General features: G+C 62.4%; 18 protein-coding genes. 7 read left to right on the top strand and 11 right to left on the bottom strand.

The window, feature by feature from the left end; all coding sequences use genetic code 11:
* Window positions 1-41: 41 nt before the first annotated feature.
* From HMPREF7215_RS05260 to sufC, 7 genes are all read right to left on the bottom strand, one after another.
* Complete coding sequence (locus HMPREF7215_RS05260) at window positions 42-1,457, bottom strand: aminopeptidase (protein WP_009164657.1); 1,416 nt, start codon at window positions 1,455-1,457, stop codon at window positions 42-44.
* 156 nt (window positions 1,458-1,613) lie between these two features.
* Window positions 1,614-2,699 (bottom strand): nucleoside hydrolase, encoded by a 1,086-nt coding sequence (locus tag HMPREF7215_RS05255; RefSeq protein WP_009164656.1) that lies wholly within the window; start codon window positions 2,697-2,699, stop codon window positions 1,614-1,616.
* Window positions 2,700-2,871: 172 nt separating this feature from the next.
* Window positions 2,872-3,318, bottom strand: coding sequence for a Fe-S cluster assembly sulfur transfer protein SufU (gene sufU / locus HMPREF7215_RS05250; protein WP_009164655.1), 447 nt, complete (start codon window positions 3,316-3,318; stop codon window positions 2,872-2,874).
* The gene (locus HMPREF7215_RS05245; protein ID WP_009164654.1) at window positions 3,308-4,549 is read right to left on the bottom strand and encodes an aminotransferase class V-fold PLP-dependent enzyme; all 1,242 of its coding nucleotides are present in this window, start codon (window positions 4,547-4,549) and stop codon (window positions 3,308-3,310) included. Before HMPREF7215_RS05245 ends, sufU begins: the two co-directional genes overlap by 11 nt.
* Complete coding sequence (locus HMPREF7215_RS05240; protein WP_009164653.1) at window positions 4,542-5,600, bottom strand: SufB/SufD family protein; 1,059 nt, start codon at window positions 5,598-5,600, stop codon at window positions 4,542-4,544. The genes HMPREF7215_RS05245 and HMPREF7215_RS05240 overlap by 8 nt, the downstream gene beginning before the upstream one ends.
* A 15-nt stretch (window positions 5,601-5,615) precedes the next feature.
* A complete protein-coding gene (sufB, locus tag HMPREF7215_RS05235; RefSeq protein WP_040550571.1) occupies window positions 5,616-7,025 on the bottom strand; it encodes a Fe-S cluster assembly protein SufB in 1,410 nt (469 codons plus the stop codon).
* A 5-nt stretch (window positions 7,026-7,030) separates the two neighbouring features.
* Window positions 7,031-7,777 carry a Fe-S cluster assembly ATPase SufC gene (gene sufC, locus HMPREF7215_RS05230; RefSeq protein WP_009164651.1) on the bottom strand — a complete coding sequence of 249 codons (747 nt, stop codon included), beginning with the start codon at window positions 7,775-7,777 and terminating at the stop codon, window positions 7,031-7,033.
* A 479-nt stretch (window positions 7,778-8,256) separates the two neighbouring features.
* Here sufC and HMPREF7215_RS05225 point away from each other — a divergent pair, with 479 nt between their 5' ends.
* Genes HMPREF7215_RS05225 through HMPREF7215_RS05215 form a run of 3 tightly spaced genes read left to right on the top strand, consistent with a single transcriptional unit; the run spans window position 8,257 to window position 12,231 of the window.
* The gene (locus tag HMPREF7215_RS05225; RefSeq protein ID WP_009164650.1) at window positions 8,257-9,057 is read left to right on the top strand and encodes an amino acid ABC transporter ATP-binding protein; all 801 of its coding nucleotides are present in this window, start codon (window positions 8,257-8,259) and stop codon (window positions 9,055-9,057) included.
* The gene (locus tag HMPREF7215_RS05220; protein WP_009164649.1) at window positions 9,057-10,622 is read left to right on the top strand and encodes an ABC transporter substrate-binding protein/permease; all 1,566 of its coding nucleotides are present in this window, start codon (window positions 9,057-9,059) and stop codon (window positions 10,620-10,622) included. Before HMPREF7215_RS05225 ends, HMPREF7215_RS05220 begins: the two co-directional genes overlap by 1 nt.
* Window positions 10,623-10,671: 49 nt before the next feature.
* Window positions 10,672-12,231, top strand: coding sequence for an ABC transporter substrate-binding protein/permease (locus HMPREF7215_RS05215; protein WP_009164648.1), 1,560 nt, complete (start codon window positions 10,672-10,674; stop codon window positions 12,229-12,231).
* A gap of 173 nt (window positions 12,232-12,404) precedes the next feature.
* Here the strand turns inward: HMPREF7215_RS05215 and HMPREF7215_RS05210 are convergent, their stop codons facing one another.
* The gene (locus tag HMPREF7215_RS05210) at window positions 12,405-13,298 is read right to left on the bottom strand and encodes a LysR family transcriptional regulator (RefSeq protein WP_009164647.1); all 894 of its coding nucleotides are present in this window, start codon (window positions 13,296-13,298) and stop codon (window positions 12,405-12,407) included.
* Window positions 13,299-13,447: 149 nt separating this feature from the next.
* On the opposite strand from HMPREF7215_RS05210, the gene HMPREF7215_RS05205 reads away from it, so the two are divergent.
* The 4 genes from HMPREF7215_RS05205 (at window position 13,448) to HMPREF7215_RS05190 (ending at window position 16,376) form a co-directional block, all read left to right on the top strand.
* Window positions 13,448-13,831: a helix-turn-helix domain-containing protein gene (locus HMPREF7215_RS05205; protein WP_009164646.1), complete on the top strand. Its 384-nt coding sequence runs from the start codon at window positions 13,448-13,450 to the stop codon at window positions 13,829-13,831.
* Window positions 13,803-14,258 (top strand): ImmA/IrrE family metallo-endopeptidase, encoded by a 456-nt coding sequence (locus tag HMPREF7215_RS05200; protein ID WP_009164645.1) that lies wholly within the window; start codon window positions 13,803-13,805, stop codon window positions 14,256-14,258. The genes HMPREF7215_RS05205 and HMPREF7215_RS05200 overlap by 29 nt, the downstream gene beginning before the upstream one ends.
* Before the next feature lie 39 nt (window positions 14,259-14,297).
* On the top strand, window positions 14,298-15,302 hold the full coding sequence (locus HMPREF7215_RS05195) for a hypothetical protein (protein ID WP_009164644.1): 1,005 nt from the start codon (window positions 14,298-14,300) through the stop codon (window positions 15,300-15,302).
* A 201-nt stretch (window positions 15,303-15,503) separates the two neighbouring features.
* The gene (locus tag HMPREF7215_RS05190) at window positions 15,504-16,376 is read left to right on the top strand and encodes a MurR/RpiR family transcriptional regulator (RefSeq protein ID WP_009164642.1); all 873 of its coding nucleotides are present in this window, start codon (window positions 15,504-15,506) and stop codon (window positions 16,374-16,376) included.
* A 65-nt stretch (window positions 16,377-16,441) separates the two neighbouring features.
* Here HMPREF7215_RS05190 and HMPREF7215_RS05185 read toward each other — a convergent pair whose 3' ends face one another.
* The 3 genes from HMPREF7215_RS05185 to cobA form a co-directional block, all read right to left on the bottom strand.
* Window positions 16,442-17,821: a cobyrinate a,c-diamide synthase gene (locus HMPREF7215_RS05185; protein WP_009164641.1), complete on the bottom strand. Its 1,380-nt coding sequence runs from the start codon at window positions 17,819-17,821 to the stop codon at window positions 16,442-16,444.
* A 186-nt stretch (window positions 17,822-18,007) separates the two neighbouring features.
* The gene (hemB, locus tag HMPREF7215_RS05180) at window positions 18,008-18,988 is read right to left on the bottom strand and encodes a porphobilinogen synthase (RefSeq protein WP_009164640.1); all 981 of its coding nucleotides are present in this window, start codon (window positions 18,986-18,988) and stop codon (window positions 18,008-18,010) included.
* A complete protein-coding gene (cobA, locus tag HMPREF7215_RS05175) occupies window positions 18,985-20,436 on the bottom strand; it encodes a uroporphyrinogen-III C-methyltransferase (RefSeq protein WP_009164639.1) in 1,452 nt (483 codons plus the stop codon). Before cobA ends, hemB begins: the two co-directional genes overlap by 4 nt.
* Between the last annotated feature and the right edge of the window lie 177 nt (window positions 20,437-20,613).

The raw sequence follows: 20,613 nt of genomic DNA, 5'->3' as shown, positions 1-20,613 counted from the left end.
ATCGGCGGCGTATCAAAAAGGAAACGACGTTCCTGCGTCCGTCAGCGTAGATAATTTTTCATCTCGGCGGCGCTGTTGAGGAAGGCCGCGTAGGCGCGGGCCGTTTCGTAGACGTCGGCTTTGCTGGCCAGTTCGAACGGCGCGTGCATGCTCAGCAGGGCGACGCCGCAGTCGAGCACGTGCATGCCGTAGCGCGAGGCGAAGGGCGCGATCGTGCCGCCGCCGCCAAGGTCGATGCGTCCCATGGTGCTGATCTGCCACGCCACGCCGGCGTCGTCGAAAATATCGCGAATCATGGCGACGAATTCGGCGTTGGTGGCGTCGTTGCAGCCGCTTTTGCCCTTGGAGCCGGCGTACTTGACGATGGCCGGTCCGCTGCCGAGGCGCGCGGTGTTGTTCACCTCGAACGCGTCGGCGAAATTCGGATCGTAGCCGACGGTGACGTCGGCAGACAGCAGTCTGGAATTCTCCAGCGCCAGATTCAGGTCCAGCGCGTCGCCGCCGCATAGGCGCACGAGGCGGGCGGCAAGGTTTTCCATGTAATGAGAGTTCATGCCGGCGTTGCCGTTGCTGCCGACTTCTTCTTTGTCGACGAACATCACGCCGGCGGTGTATACGGGGCGCGCCACGCCGAGCATGGCCTGCAGGGCGGTGTAGACGCAGACGCGGTCGTCGTGCGCGTAGGACGCGATCATCGAGGCGTCGAGGCCGACGTCGCGGGCGCGTCCGGCGGGAACCGCTTCGAACTCGGCGCTGACGAAATCCTTTTCGGCGACGCCGTAACGCTCTTCCAGCAGTGTGAGAATCTGTTTTTTGACGGCGTCGCCCTCGGCTCCGGCCAGCGGCACGGAACCGACGACGAGGTTCAGTTCCTCGCCTTTGAGCCCCTCTTCGAGCGAACGCTTCATCTGTTCGGCGGAAAGGTGGCGCGGCAGATCGCTGACGTACACGACGGGATCGGCTTCGTTTTCGCCGACGACGACCTCGACGCGCTCGCCGCCTTTTTTGACGACGACGCCGTGCAGACTGAGCGGCAGCGCCGCCCACTGGTACTTTTTGATGCCGCCGTAGTAATGGGTCTTCATCAGCGCGTAGCCGTCCTTCTCGTAAAGGGGATTGGCGCGCAGGTCGAGGCGCGGCGCGTCGGCGTGGGCGCAGATCAGGTTCATGCCGTCGGTCAGGGGCCGTTCTCCGATCGCGAAGAGCGCCGCCGCCTTGTTCTGGCGCAGCGCGTACACTTTGTCGCCGGGCTGCAGTTTTTTCCTCGCCACGCACAGCTCGTCGAGATTCTCGTAGCCCGCCGCTTCCGCCTGGCGGATCACTTCGGCCGCGGTCTCGCGTTCTGTCTTGCACGTATCGAGAAAGGCCTTGTAGCCTTCGGCGAACTCCATGATCGCGTTCTGCTTGTCCTGTTTCCAGACTGACGGATAGAGCTGGGTGAAACCGTTCTGACTCATTGCAATGCCTCCGTAAAATTATTTGCGATGAAAGAATCCGTTCCATCGTTTCAGATTATACCGGAAATGTCGTGAAAGAATCGTTTATGGAATTCTTTTGACCACACAGCGACAAGGCCCGGATCTCCGCGGAGATCCGGGCCTTGTCGCGTTCGCTTAAAGCTCGTCGCAGAGCTTGTAGATCATTTCCCACAGCCGTCCCTCGTCGACCGTCAGGATAATGCGGGCACTCCGAGCGCCGACGGGGGCTTTCCCTTTGAAGGCGTAAACCTTGCCGTAGCTCAGGCCGAACTGGTCGTCCACGTCCACGGGATACGAGACTTCCTCGGCGATCAGCGACGGATCCACAAAGATCGCCGCCGCGATCACGTCCCAGACGTAAATCACGTAATCGGGATTATCGGCGAAGAAAAGGTCATACTTGCGCCGCAGCATCGGCGCGATTATCTCGTTCTTTACGCGCCCTATCACGTCGAGCAGGCGGGGGCCGTCGAAACGGATCTTCTCGCAGACGTCGAGCGGGACGATGATTTGCTCCTTAAAGGGCGTGCGCAGGCAACTGCGGGCCGCTTCAGGATCGAACCACCAGTTGAACTCCGCCGCCGGCGTGACGTTGCCTTCCTGAAAGACCGAGCCGCCCATGTAGATCACGCGCTTGATCAGCGGCACAATTTCCGGCGCCCGACGCACGGCCGCGGCGAGATTGCCGCAGGAGCCGATTTCGACGATCGTCACCTCGCCGGGGTTGCGTTTGACGCAGTCGATCATGAGGTCAACCGCGTGTTCCTTGACGGGGGCGCATTTGGGCTCGACGCCGTACATCGCCTTGTAGGCAGCCTGCCATGATTCGGGGCGCGGGTGGGAATAGGCGCCCATCCAGTCGTCGTGCCCTTCGCCGAAAAGACGTCGCTCTTCTCCAAGCCCTTCGGCGCGGCCGCGGCGCGTGGCCTCGGCAAATCCCATCGCCACGGGCACCTTCCATTCGAGCTTGACGGCTTCAAGCTGGCGCAGGGCATAGGCCGTTCCCTCTTCAACCCAGGTGTTGCCGACGACCGTCGTCACTCCGAGCAGCTCGACCTGCGGCGCTCGGGCCAGCATGAGCATGGCAATGCCGTCGTCAAAAGCCTCCACCATGTCGGTGTCGAGAAGAACCTTCTCGGCGGCGGCCGCTCCGGAACACGCCACCGTCACCGCCGTCAGGGTCAGAAACGCCCGCAACCGCCTTAAAGCAAAAAACTTCATCGACTGTCACCCCTCTTTATGATCGGGACAAAGAAAAAGGCGCGCCCGCTCTTTATCCCGTTATTATCATTTTAATTTTATCTATTTTATCATAAACCAATGACTTTGTCCGCTTGGGGCACCCATAAAAATTTCCCCGGGGGCTCGGGGAAATTTTTTCGTTCAAGCAGCGTCAGCGCTGCCCGACGGCTTTATCGGGGTTCCTCAGGATCTCGTCCAGGGTGTGCCACCCCAGCACGGCGCACTTGACGCGCGCCGGCATGTGGGAGACGTCGCGCAGCGCGCCGGCCTCTTCGAGCTCTTCGATCTCCGCCTCGGAGGCCGCGCCCTGGATCATGCGCCGGAAGACGTCCGACAGGCGCAGGGCTTCCTCTTTCGTGCGGCCGATGACGAGATCGAGCATGATGTCCGCGGAAGCCTGCGAGATCGCGCAGCCGTCGCCCTCGAAGGCGCCGTCGACGATGACGCCGTCTTCGACCCTGAGGCTGAGCGTGATGTCGTCGCCGCAGGACGGGTTGACACCTTCCAGCGAGAAACACTCGCCTGCCAGCGCGCGCTTGTGCGCGGGGCGCACGTTGTGTTCGGTGAGAACTTCGTTGTAAAATGTTCTACTTTCCATTGTAACCCATCTTCTTTCGGATGCCCGCCAGGCAGGCGATAAAACGGCGGATGTCTTCCTCCGTGTTGTAAAAAGCGATGCTGGCGCGCGCCGTCGAGCGGCAGCCGAGGTGCTCGAGCAGGGGCTGGGCGCAGTGATGTCCGGCCCGCACGCAGATACGCGCTTCGTCGCAGATCGCCGCGATGTCGTGCGGATGCACGCCGTCGATCGTGAAGGACAGAATGCCGTGATGGCCGAGCGGGTCGTCGCTGCCGAGCACATGCACGTGCGGCATCTTTTTCATCTCGTTCAGGGCCAGCGCGCAGAGGGCGTTTTCGCGGCGCTGGATCGTTCCGAAGCCGACGGACCGGATGTATTCGATCGCCACCGCCAGCCCCACAGCCCCGCCGGCGTTGACGGTGCCGGCCTCGAACTTGTGCGGCGCGGCGGCGTAGGTCGCGCCGTCGCGGCGGACAGACTCGATCATCTCGCCGCCGTAGAGGAACGGCGGCATTTTGTCGAGCAGTTCGCGCCGGCCGTACAGCACGCCGACGCCCATCGGCGCCAGCATTTTGTGACCGGAAAAGGCGAGAAAATCGACGCCGAGGTCCCGGACGTCCACGGGCTGGTGCGGCGCGCTCTGCGCGCCGTCGGCGACGAGGATCGTGCCGTTGCGGCGGCACAGTTCGGCAAAAGCTTTGAGATCGTTTTCCACGCCCAGCACGTTGGAAACGTGCGTCACCGCCGCCAGCCGCGTGCGCGGCGTCAGCGCCGCGGCGAACGCTTCCGCCGTCAGGGAGCCGTCCGGCGCGCAGTCGGCGAATTTCAACGCCGCGCCGGAAGCTCGCGCGACCTGTTGCCAAGGCAGCAGATTGCTGTGATGCTCCATGATGCTGACGAGGATCTCGTCGCCGGGGCGCAAAAAGTTCATGCCGTAGCTGTAGGCCACGAGGTTCAGGCTCTCGGTGGCGTTGCGCGTGAAGACGATCTCCTCGGGCGCGGCGGCGTTGACGAACTTCTGCACGGCCGCGCGCGCGTTTTCGTAAGCCTCGGTCGCCGCCACGCTCAGTCCGTAAAGGCCGCGCAGCGGGTTGGCGTTGCTTTTCTCGTAATAATCGCGCACGGCGTCCAGCACGCGCTTTGGTTTCTGCGTCGTCGCCGAGTTGTCGAGATAGACCAGTTCCTTATCGGCAAAAATCGGAAAGTCGCCGCGCAGGCGCTCGTCTTCCCGTTTCAGTTCCGTTTCATTCATCGTCCGCACCTCCGTTCAACCAGCGTTCCACGCCGCGCCGCGTCCGTTCGTCGGGGATCCTCGCGGCCACGGCGGCGACGCGCGCGCGGGCCATCATCTCGTACGCGTCCTCGCGATTCAGGCCGCGGGACTCGAGATAAAACAGCAGCCGGTCGTCCAAGCGCCCGACCGTAGCGCCGTGATCGCCCTCCACGTCGTCCTCGCCGCAGAGGATCAGCGGGATCGTCCGGTTGACGACGCCGTCGTCCATCAGCAGCACGTCTTCTTTTTCGCTGCCCGACGCCTGCGCGGCGCCGCGGCGAAAGTCGATCGTGCCGCGAAACAGTTTGAAGGCCTTGTCCCGCAACACGCCGGAAGCGTTGATCCCGCTTTGCGTGCGGCGCCCTTCGTGCAGCGCCGTATAGTTCATGTCGAGCCGCTCGGTTCCGCGCAGCAGATAGCCGATATCGGCCTTCAGCGCGCTGCCCCGGCCCTCGAGGGCGCACTGCGCGCCCATGAAGACGCTTCCGCCGCCTAGCGCCAGCTGGATCAGTTCCACGCGCGCGCCGTCGGCGCACCGCGCGCCTACGTCGTTGAAAAACGTCAGCGCGCCCCCGAGGCGCTGGATCTGCACCAGCCGCAGCAGCGAGTTCCGCCCCAGCGCCATCTTCGTCTGCACGCCGGCGAACCCCGCCGCGCCGGGGGCCGAACGAAAGTCCATGACCGCCGTCAGCGCGCCGCCTTCGCCCGTCTCCAGCTCCACGGCGTTGAACGCAGCCGCGCCGTCCGCGTAATCGAAGCCGAAACGCAGCGCTTCGTCCACTTTTCCCGCGGCCGTATATTTGCGGACCGGCAGCGCCGCGTCCTTCACCAGCCGTTCCACGTCCGGCCCCATGCCGGAAGCGCAGTCCAGCGACGGCGCGGACAGCGTTTCGCCCGCGACGCCCGCGGGAATTTCGAAATCGAACGCGCCCTCGCCGCCGACCCGCGCGGCCGTCTCCGTTCCGTTCATGCGCAGCCAGTTCCACGTCGGCGCGGGCAGGCGATTGACCTTCATCTCCATCGAATCCATGAAAGTTTTCCTCCTCTAGCCGATGCTGCCTTTCATTTCCAGGCGGATCAGATTGTTCATTTCCACCGCGTATTCCAGCGGCAGCTCCTTGGACACGTTGTCGGCGAAACCGCTGACGATCATCGCGCGCGCCTCATCCTCGGGAATGCCGCGCGACATCAGATAGAACACCGACTCGTCGCTGATGCGGCCGATCTTGGCCTCGTGGCCGACGTCGGCGTCAGGCGTGCGGATCTCCATGGCGGGGATCGTGTCGCTGCGGCTGAGCGCGTCGAGCATCAGCGACTGACACGAGACCGACGACTTGGCGCGCTTCGCTGCGGCGTTCACGACCACGGCGCTGCGGAAGGTGCTGACGCCGCCGTCCTTGGATATCGAGCGCGTGTTGACGTACGACGAGGTTGACGGCGCGGCGTGTACGACCTTCATGCCCGTGTCGAGATTCTGCCCGCGCCCGGCGAAGGTGACGCCGGTGAACTCCATGCGCGCGCCGTCTCCATTCAGGATCGTCATCGGGTAGAGATACGACACGTGCGAGCCGAACGAGCCCGAAACCCATTCCATGACGCCGCCTTCTTCGACGACGGCGCGCTTGGTGTTGAGATTGTACATATTCTTCGACCAGTTCTCGATCGTGGAATAGCGCAGCCTGGCGTTTTTGCCCACGAACAGCTCCACGCAGCCGGCGTGCAGGTTGGCCACGTTGTACTTGGGCGCCGAGCAGCCTTCGATGAAGTGCAGGTCGGCCCCTTCGCCGAGGATGATCAGCGTGTGCTCGAACTGCCCCGCGCCGGGCGCGTTGAGGCGGAAATACGACTGCAGCGGTATCTCCACCTTCACGCGCGGCGGCACGTAGACGAACGATCCTCCCGACCAGACCGCGCCGTGCAGCGCCGCGAACTTGTGGTCGCGCGGCGGCACCAGCTTCATGAAATGTTCTTCGATCATGCGCGCGTACGGGCCGCGCAGCGCGCTTTCCAGATCGGTATAAACCACGCCCTGGGCCGCCACCTCGGCCTTGACGTTATGATAGACCAGCTCGGAATCGTACTGCGCGCCGACGCCGGCCAGCGACTTGCGCTCCGCCTGCGGGATGCCGAGACGTTCGAACGTGTCCTTGATGTCCGCCGGCACGTCGTCCCAGTTCGCGTGCATGCGCTCCGTGTTGGGGCGCACGTAGGTGACGATGTTTTCCATGCGCAGCCCGTCGAGCGACGGCCCCCAGTCGGGGAGCGCCAGCTCGTCGTAAATTTTCAGCGCTTCCAGGCGAAACTCGCGCATCCACGGCGGGTCGTTTTTTTCCGCCGAGATCTGACCGACGATTCCCGCCGTCAGCCCCTCTTCGACTTTGTAAGCGTCTTTCCCGTCGAAACGGAAGTCGTAGCGGCTGCGGTCCACGTCTTCGACGTACGTTTTCTCTTTCATGGCGCTCATTTGCCGAGGAACCGTTCGAAACCGCGCGCGCCGATCTCGCCGACCAGTTCCGCGCCGCCGGAGGCGACCAGCCGCCCCTGCGCGAGCACGTGCGCGGCGTCGACGCGCAGCGATTCGAGGATGCGCGCGTTGTGCGTGATGATCATCAGCGCCGCGTTTTCGTTCTTCTGATATTCGCGGACGCCGGCGGAAACGACGTGAACGGCGTCGACGTCGAGCCCCGAGTCCGTCTCGTCGAGGATGGCGAAGGACGGCTTGAGCATGAGCAGCTGAAGGATCTCCGCCTTTTTCTTCTCGCCGCCGGAGAAGCCGACGTTCAGGTCGCGGTCGGCGTAAGACGGATCCATGTGCAGGACTTCCATCGCCTTCGCCAGCTCTTTTCGGAAAACCCCGAACTTGACGCGCGCGCCCGTGCGCTGCTCCAGCGCCGTGCGGAGGAAACCGCTCAGCGTCAGCCCCGGCACTTCCAACGGCGCCTGAAACGACAGGAACATCCCCGCCCTGGCGCGCTGCGCCGCGGACTCTTCGGTCACGTCCCGGCCGTTGAAGAAAATCTTCCCCGCGCCGACCGTATAGCGCGGATCGCCCATCAGAGCGTATCCCAGAGTCGATTTGCCGGCGCCGTTCGGCCCCATAAGGACGTGCGTCTCGCCGGCGTTCACCGTCAGATCGACGCCGCGGAGGATTTCCCGTTCCTCCACGCATACGGTCAGACGATCGACTTTCAGCAATTCATTTAACATGAAACTCCCCCATTGATCTCGGATTGTTGAGATAAACCAATTATATCAATATGTTTTTACGCCGCAAGAATAAATTCCTATAGAAAAACTCGACAATGATTTTCGCGGGACGAAATTCCACCGCGAAAGCTCTCGTCGCCCGTTTTCGCAAAGTCATACGGAGTGGAACGAACGATATAAAAAGGCCCTTTGCGCGTTTCCGACAAAACGACGCGCGGCCTGCGACAAATTTTGCACGACAAATCGACCGACTCGAGGAAATTCAGGTCTTGTCAAAGGGGGAAATCACCCTATAATTATTATGACCTCGTCCTCGTGACGAGAGACTCCACTGCCGGCCGTTCCAGCGCCGCGCAGCTGGAATACGAAGGGGCGAAAACTTTTACACAAAAAATGCCGGACCCTGTGGGAGCGAACCGGCACAGGCTATAGGGAGGACGACGGCTTCATGTCCGACCTGTAACAGGAGGATGAGACTTTTGACCAACGCGGCTGTACCGTTGATCCAGGTGAAAAACCTGCGGAAGAGTTACGAAGACGGAGCGACCATTTTAAAAGGCGTATCCATCGACATTGAAGAAGGGGACCTCGTTTCCATCATCGGCCCCTCGGGCTGTGGCAAATCCACCTTTCTCAGGTGTTTGAACTGCCTCGAATACATCGATTCCGGCACGATTTCCATAGCCGGCGTAACGGTCAGCCGTTCCATTGAGGACGAAGAGGAAGACCGGGATTTCGACAGGAAGTTCCTCGACGCCTGCCACAAGATGCGTCAGGAAGTCGGAATGGTTTTTCAGAGTTTCAATCTGTTCCCGCACAAAACTGTTCTTGAAAACATCATGCTGGCCCCGATGGTGGTCAAACATGTCAAAGAAGAGGACGCCAAAAAACAGGGCTTCGAACTGCTCGAAAAAGTCGGCTTGTCCGATTTTGCCGACAAGTACCCCGTCACCATGTCGGGCGGGCAGACGCAGCGCGCCGCAATCGCCCGCGCGCTGGCCATGCAGCCCAAAGTGATGCTGTACGACGAGCCGACTTCGGCGCTCGATCCGGAGCTGGTCGGCGAGGTCCTTCAGGTCATGAAAGACCTTGACCGCGACGGCATGACCCAGGTCGTGGTCACCCATCAGATGAACTTCGCCCGCGACGCCTCGGACTACATCGTCTTCATGCACGACGGCGAAATCGTCGAGAAAGAAGACGGCGACATCCTCTTCACCCAGCCCAAGGATCCCCGCACGCAGAACTTTCTGCGCCATCTCAACGGAGTGACCTACTGATGAAACGGCTGCGTACGCTTCTCTGCGCCCTGCTGGCGCTGCTGGCCACCGTCTCTCCGGCCCTGGCGGCGGACAAGCCGATCCTGAGGTGGGGCGGCGACTCCGAAGGCAACGTGCCGTACATGTTCATGGATCCCCGCGACGACAAGATCATGATCGGCTTCGAAATCGACATTGTCGATGCGCTGGCCGAACGCATGGGGATGACGCCCAAATTCGTCCACAACGGCTGGGACAATCTGATCCCCGGGCTCAATCTTGGGCTGTACGACATCGCCTTGAGCGGCCTGGAAATCACGCCGGAACATAAAGAGGAAGTCGACTTTTCGTTGCCGTATTACAAGACGTTCCTGCAGCTGGTGGTCCAGAGGGGCAATCCCGCCGAAATCAAATCGCTGCAGGATTGCGTGGGCAAACGCGTCGGCACGCTGAAACAATCCTACGCTTTCTTCACGCTGGCCGACGCCGGCGTGGATGAGATCCGCACTTACGACAACGAGATCAACGCCTATCAGGACATGGCTCATGACCGTCTCGACGCGGTATTGATGGATTCGCCGATCGCCATTTTCTACGCCGGTTTCAACACGGACCTGGAGTTCGTCGGCGAGCCGATCGGCGAGATCAGCTACGGTATCCCCGTGCGCAAGGGCGAGACTGAGCTGCTGGACAAGCTGAACGCGGCGTTGGTTTCCATCCGCGACGACGGCACGCTGCGCGGCATTTACGACCGCTGGAACATGTGGACGCCCGTTATGGCAAAGTTCTTCAACGACGATTCGCCGGCCCGCTTCGGCCCCGATAAATTCAACGCCTGGGCGGAGTACCAGCGCCAGGGCATGACGCTGAAGCAGCGCTTTCAGCGCTACGTAGGCTTTCTGCCCACGTTCGGCAAGGCCGCCGTCGTCACGCTGAAAGTTTCGGTCTGCGCCATGAGCCTAGCCATCGTGCTGGGACTGCTGCTGGCGATCGCGCGCCTTTTCGCGCCCAAGATCCTCTCCCGTCTGGCGACGGCCTACATCGAGATCGTGCGCGGCACGCCGGTGCTGATCCAGCTGTTTTTTATCTTCTACGGCCTGCCCAACATCGGCATCAAACTGTCGCCGTTCATGGCCGGCGTGATCGGACTGGGCATGAACTACGCCGCCTACGAGGCCGAAAACTACCGCGCCGGTCTGATGGCGGTGCCGCGCGCTCAGATGGAAGGAGCTTTGGCGCTCGGCATGGACAAGAAACAGGCGCTGCGCTACGTCGTCATTCCGCAGGCGGTGCGCGTCTCGCTGCCGCCGGTAACGAACGACTTCATCTCGCTGCTCAAGGATTCGTCGTTGGTATCCATGATCACGCTGATCGACCTGACCAAGGCTTATGGTCAATTGGCGAACACTTATTACGATTATTTCGGCATCGGCATCATGGTCGCCGTAATTTACTTCCTGTTGGGGCTGCCCTTTGTGCGTCTGGCCCGCTACACCGAACGCCGCCTCGCCGTGGCCATCCGCGGCAATCGCCCTGGAAAGCATGGCCGCGACGCAACGCTGCGCCCCGCGAGCTACCACAACTAATCTTATTCACGTACAGCCATCTTCCAGAATGCGAGGTCGATACTACTTCATGAAAACCAAGCCGAAGATAGGCGTCGCCGCACTTGCAACGCTGCTTTTCGCTTCCTGTTCTTTCGCCGCCGAGTTCATGCCCGACAAAGTGCTGAGATGGGGCGGCAACTCCGAAGGCGGAGTGCCCTTCATTCTCTACGACCCTTCCGAGCCCGAAAAACTGACGGGCTTCGAAACCGAAATCGCCGCGGCGCTTGCAGCCAAGATGGGATTGAAGCCTCAGTTCGTGCAGAACGTCTGGGACATCCTCATCCCCGGCCTGCAGCGCAGGCTTTACGACATCGCCATCAACGGCATCGAGGTGACGCCGGAGCGACAGGAGACGATCAACTTCTCCATCCCCTACTACGTCACCTATCTGCAGATGGTCGTCCCCAAGGGCAATCCCGCCGGCGTCAGCACCCTCGAAAACGCGCGCGGGCACACGATCGGCACGCTGCGCGGCTCCTATGCCTACGAGACGCTGGCCAAAGCCGGCATCGCCGACATCCGCAGCTACGAAAACGAAGCCACGGCTTACCAAGACATGCAGAACGGCCGCCTCGACGCCGTTGTCATGGACGCGCCCATGTCGATTTATTATTCGCAGTTCAACCCCATGTTCGAGTTTGTGGGCGAACCGATCGGCCGCATGGAGTACGCCATGACGATCCGCAAGGGAGAAGAGGCGTTTTTGAAGCGCGTCAACGAAGCGATCGTGGCGCTGCGCGACGACGGCACGCTGCGCCGCATCTACGACCGCTGGAATCTGTGGAATCCTCTCATGGCGGGATACTTCAACGACGACCGTCCCGCGCTTGAGAAACCAGTCATGTACGAACATTGGGCGGACATTCAACGCGGCGCGCGCAGCTGGCCGGAGCGGATCAAACGCTACGTCGGCTTCCTGCCGTCGTTCGGACGCGCCGCCGTCGTGACGCTGGAGGTTTCCATCGCTTCGATGGCTTTGGCGCTGGCCGTCGGCCTGTTCATCGCCGTCTGCCGCCTCTTCGGCCCGCTGCCGCTGCGGGCGTTCGCCACCGGCTACACCGAGTTCATCCGCGGCACGCCGGTGATGATCCAGCTGTTCTTCATCTTCTACGGCCTGCCCAACGTCGGCGTGCAGCTCTCGCCCTTCGTGGCCGGAACTCTGGCGCTGGGGCTGAACTACGCCGCCTACGAGTCGGAAAACTACCGCGCCGGCCTGGAAGCGGTGCCGCGCGCGCAGATGGAAGGCGCGCTGGCGCTCGGCATGACCAAGCGCGAAGCGCTGCGCCACGTGATCCTGCCTCAGGCGATCCGCGTCTCCCTGCTACCGATGACCAACGACTTCATCGCCCTGCTCAAGGATTCGTCGCTGGTTTCCATCATCACGCTCGTCGATTTGACTCGCACTTACGGGCAGCTGGCCACGGTCAACTACGATTACTTCGGCACCGGCTTCATCGTCGCGGTGATCTATCTGCTGATCGGCACGCCTTTTGTGCGCATCGCGCGCAAACTTGAAAAGAAACTCAACGTCTCCCTGCGCGGCCGCCGCGTCTTCGCCGTCCACCGCGCGGCGAATTACAACGAGTGAGTCTGAAACTTTTATGAAAAAACATCCCGCCGGGAAAAATTTCCCGACGGGATGTTTTTTCGTTTTTTCACTTTATCATGATCTTCTCGGCCTCTTCACGGCGTCCATTCTTCTTGGAGCGAGGTCAAATGGCCGGAAGCGCCTCCGGGAACCCCCTCAGACTTTCGGCGTTTCTATTGAGGCTGGCTCAACTGCTGTTGTTCGGCTTTCTGGATCAGGAAAGAAACCAACACTTCCACAGCCTTGGTCTCGCACAGACCGTAGACGAGATGAAAAGCGCGATACACCGCCGGTTTGAAGGTCAGCATGGCGACGGCCGGCGAGGTCTGAGCGGCGAAACGCGAGACGATGCCCGCTTCGGCGCCGTTGGCAACGGCATTCACCACGCCCATGGTATGACCGAATTGCAGTTCCGGCTCTTTGAAATTGCCCGTGCGGCTCTTGTAAACGCGCTCCCACGTCTGCCGGCTGCCCGAGCCGGAGGTCCGTCCCACGAGTTTGAGCCCGCCGATCTCTTCCATGGGGATGTATTTTCTCGCGGCCAGCGGATGATTGCGGTTGACGATCAGCACCAACTCGTCGTGATAGAAGGGCACGCTGGTGAAACCGGGCAGGTTCCGGTCAGAGCCGATCACGGCAAGGTCGACCTTTTTGTCGGAAAGGTCCTCAAGCGCCGACTGCGAATCGCCTTGCGTGACCTGAACGCTCACGCCGGGATGTTTTTCCATGAACTCCACAAGGACTTCCGGCAAAATGAAATCGCCGGGGATGGAACTGGCGCTGATGCGCACCGTGCCGTAAAGTTCCTGAGAGATCTCGGCGATCTGAATCCGCGCTTTCTTGCGGGTATCCAGCATTTTCAGCGCCGCTTTGTAGAGCACCGCGCCTTCCGACGTGAGCGTGGAATGTTTATGACCGTTGGCGAACATGGAAGCGCCCATTTCCGCTTCGATGCGGGCCACGCGTTTGCTCACTGCCGGCTGAGAGACCCCCAGGGCTGCGGCGGCAGCGGATATGCTTCCCTTTTCCACGATGGAAACAAACGTCTCGAGCTCCTTGAAATCCATGCAATCAGCTCCCTTGCTGTCAAAGTCCATAAATAAAAAGAATGAAGCGTTAGAGACATTATACATGAAATTCGCCGTTTAGGGTACTTGTCAACAGAAATTTATTGTAGTATAGTACTTGTACACTAATCAACAGGGAGGTCTTTTTGATGACTCTAGGTCTTCGGATCCGCACGCTTCGCAAGGCGCTCAAGATGACGCAGCAGCAGCTCGCCGACGCAACGGAAGTCAGCAGGATTTACATTCAGGCGCTCGAGAGCAACCGCCGCAGTCCTTCGATGAAACTGCTCCACCGTCTTGCCGACAAGCTCGGCGTGGAAACCTCGGATCTTCTCGAGGAATTTCCCCGCGACAACGGCGGTCGTTTGCAGCTGGAAGAGCTCTTCGCCGGTCCCAAGCCGATGGAAATCTGGTACCGCAGCCACAAGCTCTCCGAAAAGGATGTGCACATGGTCCACCGGCTGATCGACGCCGCTCTGTCGGACTGGGAAGGCGAGCCGAAGCGTGGCAGGGCAAAGGGCGTCAAAAATTAGCGACGAAGAGGAATTTGTCTTTCCGCCCCCGCCCCGTTACGTCGAACCGTCGATTCTCAAAGAAGCGGCTGAGTGGCAGGGGCTGGACGAGTTCGAGGCGCTGGCGAAACTGGAAGAGCGAATCGCCCTCGAGGCCGAGACGGCGCGCGTGCCGATGAGCGCCGACATATGGGGCTTCACGTACACCAACCGCGAGCTGCGCAGATGCCGCATCCACCTCAACAGCCGCCTGCCCCGTTTCTGGCAGAGCTTCGCCCTGTTCCACGAGATCCACCACCTGCTTCACGACAGCCGCGGCTGCTATTTCTGGTCGCAGACCAACGCCAACATGAACGGCTACGAATATCAGGCCGACCAGTTCGCCTGGGCCGTGCTGATGCGCGAGTGGGACGAGGGCGACGGGGAGGACGAAGAGTTCGGCGAGTGATTTTTCATCGAAAAAAGATCAAACCGAGGAGGCCATTTTATGAAAAAGATATTCCTGTTCCTCTGCGCTTTTGCGCTGGCGCTGTCCGCCGCCGCGGGTTTCGCCTATAACATCGACGTCGCCGTTGGCGGCGTCAGATACACGGGGCGCACGTTCGGCAACGGCGTCGAATACCGCGTGGGCGGCCAAGTCGCCGGCTACGCGAAGACGATGGGCGGCGTGCTGACCTACACCGCGCCGAACAACGCCATGCTCGGCACCGTGCGCAAGGTGGGCAACTACTGGGAATACCGCGACGCCCGCAACTCCCCTATCGCCCGTGTGGAAGAGCTGGGCGGACGCCACACTTACAAGAGCGCCAGCGGCAGCGTCATCGGTTACGCCGTGCCGCTCGGGGGCCGCACCGAATACCGCGCCGGCAACAACGCCACGATCGGCAGCGCCGACACCAACACGCTGCCGTTCCGCCCCATCCCGCTGGAAAATTACCTGAAACAGCAAAAGAAAGCGCCCGCCGCCGACGGCGTCTGCCTGACCCGCGTCACCGAGCTGAAGCCCGACGGGCAGGCAATCGGCGCGGGGATGCAGCTGGGCGATTTCCTGATCACCTACGCGGGCAAGGATTGGACGATTTTCGACCTGCTGGACGCTTCTCATAAAGTGATGCATCCTAAAGTTGTTGAAAAGGTCAAGGCGACCCTCGAGGACGATCGTCTCGTCATGATCGTCTACCGTCCCGCCTCCGGCGAGCGCGACCACGCCGGCGGCTCGATCGTCGCGCTGGCGCCGATGTCCCCCGGCAAAAAGGGATTCACCTACACAACGAGCACAGAGTGTGAATATTATACGGTCGCCGGATCGAAAAAGTACGCCGCCGGGATCAAGGCCATCCACGAGCGCTGGCTTGAACAGGAGAGGGCTAAGTCGGGACAGCCCGCCGGCGCTCCGGAGAAGTTGCCCGAAGACGGCAGCGCAGCCGGGAAAAGCTCCGCTTTGAACGCCGCAATCCGCGTGCTTGAACTGCTGGCCGCCATCCTTGGCTGATTTGGCGAGCGAAAACGGGGAACGCCGAAAAAATTCCGGCGTTCCCCGTTTTTGTGGCGTTCGGGGCAATTGCGACGCTTGGCCGGGAATGAAAAACTTCTATGGTACCGATTGGCGGATTTTTGCCGTTGACGGGCGGCGCCGCTTTTTGTAAAATATTAATGTACTTTTGTTTATTACCGATGAAAGAGGTGTTATCCATTGGAAGCGAATAAATTGCAGGAACTTTTGCGCAGCAATCTGGATTCGATGCCCTCCAAGGCGCGCCGCGTCGTCGAATACCTTCTCACCCACATGCGCGAGGCGGCCTTCGTCTCCATCGGCGACGTGGCCGAGCAGCTGAACGTCTCCAAGGCGCAGCTCGTGCGCGTGGCGCGCATCCTCGGCTTCAAGGGCTACGCCGACCTCAAGGGCGCCCTCAAGGAAGCGGTGCTCGAACAGGTCAATCCGGCGGCGATGCTGGCGCGCGCCATGAGCGAGGAGGGCGATCTGTCGGAGCGCATCCGCCAGATGGAGCACGCCAATCTCGAAGACACGTGGAACCGCCTGCGCGTCGAAGACGTGCGTTCCTTTTGCGAACTCGTCAAAGCCGCCGAGGGCATTTACTGCGCCGGCTGGAGCATCTCCGGCATGATGGCCGAGTGCCTGCACAGCCGCCTGCGCGAGCTGGGGCTGCGCGCCCACCAGATGTACCCCGGTTCCGGCTGCCTGACGCTGATCGAGCAGGCCCGCAGCGTCCGCAAAAGCGATCTGATCATCGCCTTCGACCTGCCCAGCTACTCGGTGCTGCTCACCGAGGCGCTGCAGCGGGGGCGCCGCAACGGCGCCAAGATCGTCACCGTCACCGACAGCCCCGCCGCGCCGATCTGCGGCGACGCCGACCTGTCGTTTTTCGTCAGCGACAACAGCCCCACCTTTGGCAGCAGTCTGATCGGGCCGCTGTTTTTGATCCACATCCTCACCTCGCGTCTCTCCATCGACATGGGCGACGCGGCCATGAAAGCGCTAGCCGAGCAGAGCAAGATCCTCCGCGACGAGCGCCTGTACCATCCCGTCTATTCGCTGCGGTATTGATTTCCATCGTCTAAAAAAATCAGCCTGAACGTCTTTTCCACCGGAGAGCGTTCAGGCTGATTTTTTTATTTGCCGCGGGCGAAGCGGACGCACGCGTCCACAAAGTTGCGGGCGAGTTGCGGATTGCCGGCGAAGTGCAGGTGGAGGTACGAGGCCAGCACGTTCGCGCTCGCGTAACCGGCAACGTACGTCGCGCCGGTGCGCTTTTTGACGAACCGCCATGCGGCGCGGACTTCCGTCCCTTCGTCGGGCTGCGTCGAGGAAAAATGAAACTCGTGGCCGCGCACGACGGTTCCGGCGGGGCAGAGAACGGTGTCGCGCAGGGCCGTGGCTTCCACGTAGCCGACGGTCTGCAGTCTGGAGTTCATGCGGCTCGCGGCGGGGATCAGTCCGGCCATGGCGAACTCGCGCCCTTCGAAGTCGGTCAGCGAGCGCGTCAGGTACATGGCCCCGCCGCATTCGGCGTAGATGGGCATACCGCGCCGGGCGGCCGCGGCGAGTTCGCTTTTCATCGCTTCGTTGGCGGCCAGCCGCGCGGCGAACATCTCCGGGAAGCCGCCGCCGAAGATCAGGCCGTCCGCGTCGGGAAGCTGCCCGTCGTCCAAGGGGCTGAAGAAGACGAGCCGCGCGCCGGCGTGTTCCAGCTCGGCGAGGCTTTCCGGGTAATAGAACGAAAAAGCCTTGTCGCGCGCCACGCCGATCACGGTCCGACGTTCCACTGCGGATGGGGCGGGGCGGGGAGAGAATTCCAGATTCGGCGCTTCGGCGGCGATTTCCAGCAGCGCGTCGAGGTCGACGGAACGCTCCACGCTCTCGGCCAGCGCGTTGAAATCGTGCGCCTTGTTTTCTTCCGCGGGCAGCAGGCCGAGGTGACGCTCCGAGACGGCGAGGCGTTCGTCGCGTTTCAGCGCCCCCAGCACGGGAATGCCGAGGCGCTCGACGGCTTCCGCGATCATGTCGCGGTGCGCGTCCGAACCGAGGCGGTTGAGGATCACGCCGCGGAAGTCGAGGCCGCGGTCGTATTCGCGAAATCCCAGCGCCAACGCGGCGGCGCTGTCGCTCATCGACTTGCAGTCGATCACCAGCGCCACGGGAGCGCGCAGCTTTTTGGCGATCTCCGCCGTGCTGCCGACGCCGCCGCGCCCGCCGTCGTACAGCCCCATCACGCCTTCGACGACGGCGAGGTCAGCCCGCGAGGCGTTTTCCGCGAACAGGCGCGTCATCGCCGCTTCGTCCATGAGCCAGGTGTCGAGATTGTGCGCCGCCCGTCCGCTGGCCTGCGCCAGATAGCCGGGATCGATGTAGTCGGGGCCGATCTTGTAGGCCTGCGCGGCCAGGCCGCGCTTTTTCAGGGCGGCGAGGATGCCGCAGGTGAGCGTGGTCTTGCCGCAGCCGCTCTGCGTGGCGGCGACGACGAGGCGGGAAATTTTTTTCGATTCGCTCACGATCGTTCACGTCCTTTCGCCGAAGCGCTCTCGCTCCGGCCTGTGCTGTCGCTATAGCAAACGCACCGTAAAACGAGATCTGCCACGGAGACACAAAGGCGCGAAGAAAAACAGTAAGAGAGATGTGTTCAATCTACGCTTCGCCGTTTCTCCGCGGCGGCTGTTGTGCAAAAATTTCCGGCGTTCCTAGAAGGTAACGCGGCCTTCCTTGAGCCATTGTGCCAGGTCGAGGGCGGAGTAAGTTACGATCACGTCGGCGCCGGCGCGCGCCAGGCTGTACGCCGCTTCGGTAACGGCGCGCGGCTCGTCGAGCCAGCCCTTGGCGGCCGCGGCCTTGATCATCGCGTACTCGCCGCTGACGCAGTAGGAGCCGACGGGCACGGTGCTGATCTCTTTGACGGCGCGCAGCACGTCCATGTAGAGCAATCCAGGTTTGACCATGACCATGTCGGCGCCCTCTTCGATGTCGATCTCCGCCTCTTTCAGGGCTTCGCGCGCGTTGCGCGGATCCATCTGGTAGGCGCGGCGGTCTCCGAAGGCCGGCGCGGAACCGGCGGCGTCGCGGAAGGGGCCGTAAAACGCCGAGGCGTATTTGACAGCGTAGGAGAAGACGATCTTGTCCTTCATGCCGGCGGCGTCCAGTCCGGCGCGCAGCGCGGCGACGTGTCCGTCCATCATGTCGGAGGGAGCGACGACGTCGGCTCCTGCCGCGGCCTGAGAGACGGCGATGCGCGTCAGGTATTCGAGCGTCTCGTCGTTGTCCACTTCATGGCCGTGGAGGATGCCGCAGTGGCCATGCGAGGTGTATTCGCACATGCACACGTCGCCGATGAAGGTGATTTCGGGAAAGGCTTTTTTGCCGGCACGCAGCGCCTGCTGGATGACGCCGTTCTCGTCCCACGCGCCGGAGCCGGTCTCGTCCTTGCGCTCGGGCAGGCCGAACAGCAGCACGGCGCCGACGCCGCGGCGCGACATCTCTTCGAGGACGCGCGGGAACGAGTCGGGGCTGTAACGCTTTTGCCCAGGCAGCGAGGGGATGTCTTCGACGATGTTGCGGCCTTCGCGGATGAATACGGGATAGATGAGCATGTCGGCGCTGAGGCGCGTTTCCGCGACGAGGTTGCGGATCGCCGGGGTGCGGCGCAGTCTTCTCGGTCTGACGATCATGGTTGGCCATCTTCTTTCAGAATATTGACAAGGTCTTCCAGCGTCGCGCGGGCGGCGACGCGGATGTTTTTCAGCCCCAGCCGTTCGGCTTCGCGCGCGGTCTGCACGCCGATGCAGCAGGCCAGCGGCGCTTCCAGTCCGGGACAGGCTTTTTTGAAGCCGCGTACGGTGGAGGCGCTGGTGAACAGCACGGCGTCCACGTCCGCAGGCTGGAACGGGGCGGCGAGCGTCTCGGTGCGGTACAGGGGCACTTCGTCGAAATCGACGCCGCGCCCGCGCAACGTTTCGGTCAGTTCGGGGGAGCCGTCCAGCGCGCGGAACAGGAGCACAGAACCGCCCCGCTTGGCGAGCTCTGCCCCAAGATGGACGCCGTCGTAAACGGCAGGGATCAGGTCGGGACGAAGGCCGCGTTCGCGCAGAGCCGCGGCGGTCGCCGGACCGACGGCGGCGATTTTGGCCGAGCCCAGTTCGCGCACGTCGCGCCCTTCCGCCGTCAGACGCGCGAAAAAGCACTCCACGCCGGTGGCGCTGGTGAAGCCGATCCAGTCGTGGACGTCCAGCGGCGGCAGTTTCGTCTCCAGCGGCACGGCGGCGATGCAGGGGAACTCCACCACTTCGGCGCCGAGGTCGCGCAGCATTCTCGACAACCGTCCCTGACGGTTGGCCGGGCGGGTGACGAGCACTTTTTTGTCCCGCAGCGGCAGCGTCTGCCGCCAAGCGAACTGCGACGCCAACGCTGCCACCGCCCCGACGAGGATCACGGCGGGGGGGCGCAGCCCGAAATCGCTCGCCTTCCGCTCGAAATCGCCCAGAGTCCCCACGAGCGCGCGCTGGCGGGCGGTCGTCCCTCGTTCGACGGCGGCCATCGGCGTGTCGGCGGCAAAACCGCGCGACATAAGCTGCGAGCAGATCTCCGCAATGGCGGTCGCGCCCATCAGGAAGACCAGCGTGCCGTTCAGCCGCGCCAGCGCGTCGTAATCCTGCGCGGCGATGCCGCCCTCCTTGGTGTGGGCGGTGACGATATGCAGCGAGTTGGCGAGGCCGCGGTGCGTGACGGGGATACCGGCGCATTCCGGCGCGGCGACGGCCGAAGTGACGCCGGGCACGACTTCGTAGGGGATGCCGTGCGCCAGCAGCGCTTCGACTTCCTCGCCGCCGCGGCCGAACAAAAACGGGTCGCCGCCCTTGAGGCGCACGACGTTGCGTCCGTCCAGCGCTTCGCGCACGATCAAGGCTTCGATCTCGCGCTGCGGCACGGGGTGACGGCCGCCTTCCTTGCCCACGTCGATGCAGCGCGCGGCGCGGGGCATCAGCGCCAGCACGCCGTCGCCGACGAGGCGGTCGAAGATCACGACTTCGGCGCGTTCCAGAACTTCGCGAGCGCGGCAGGTGAGCAGACCGGGATCGCCCGGACCGGCGCCGACGAGCCAGACCTTACCGACGGACATGAGATCACCTCGCCTCCCTGAGAATTTTTTCGGCCAGCATTTCGCCGAGCCGCCGCGCTTCTTCGCGGCGCCCCGTCAGCGACGCGCGAAGTTTCAGGCCGCGACTTTCGTCGGCGAAGAAGCCCGTCAGCTTCATTTCGCCGCCGTGCAGCCGCGCGCACGCGCCGACGGGCGACG

It is taken from the genome of Pyramidobacter piscolens W5455 (genome assembly GCF_000177335.1).
GTDB classification, from domain to species: domain Bacteria; phylum Synergistota; class Synergistia; order Synergistales; family Dethiosulfovibrionaceae; genus Pyramidobacter; species Pyramidobacter piscolens.
Note: the sequence above shows the minus strand (reverse complement) of the source record. Positions and strands in the feature narration are given on the sequence as shown.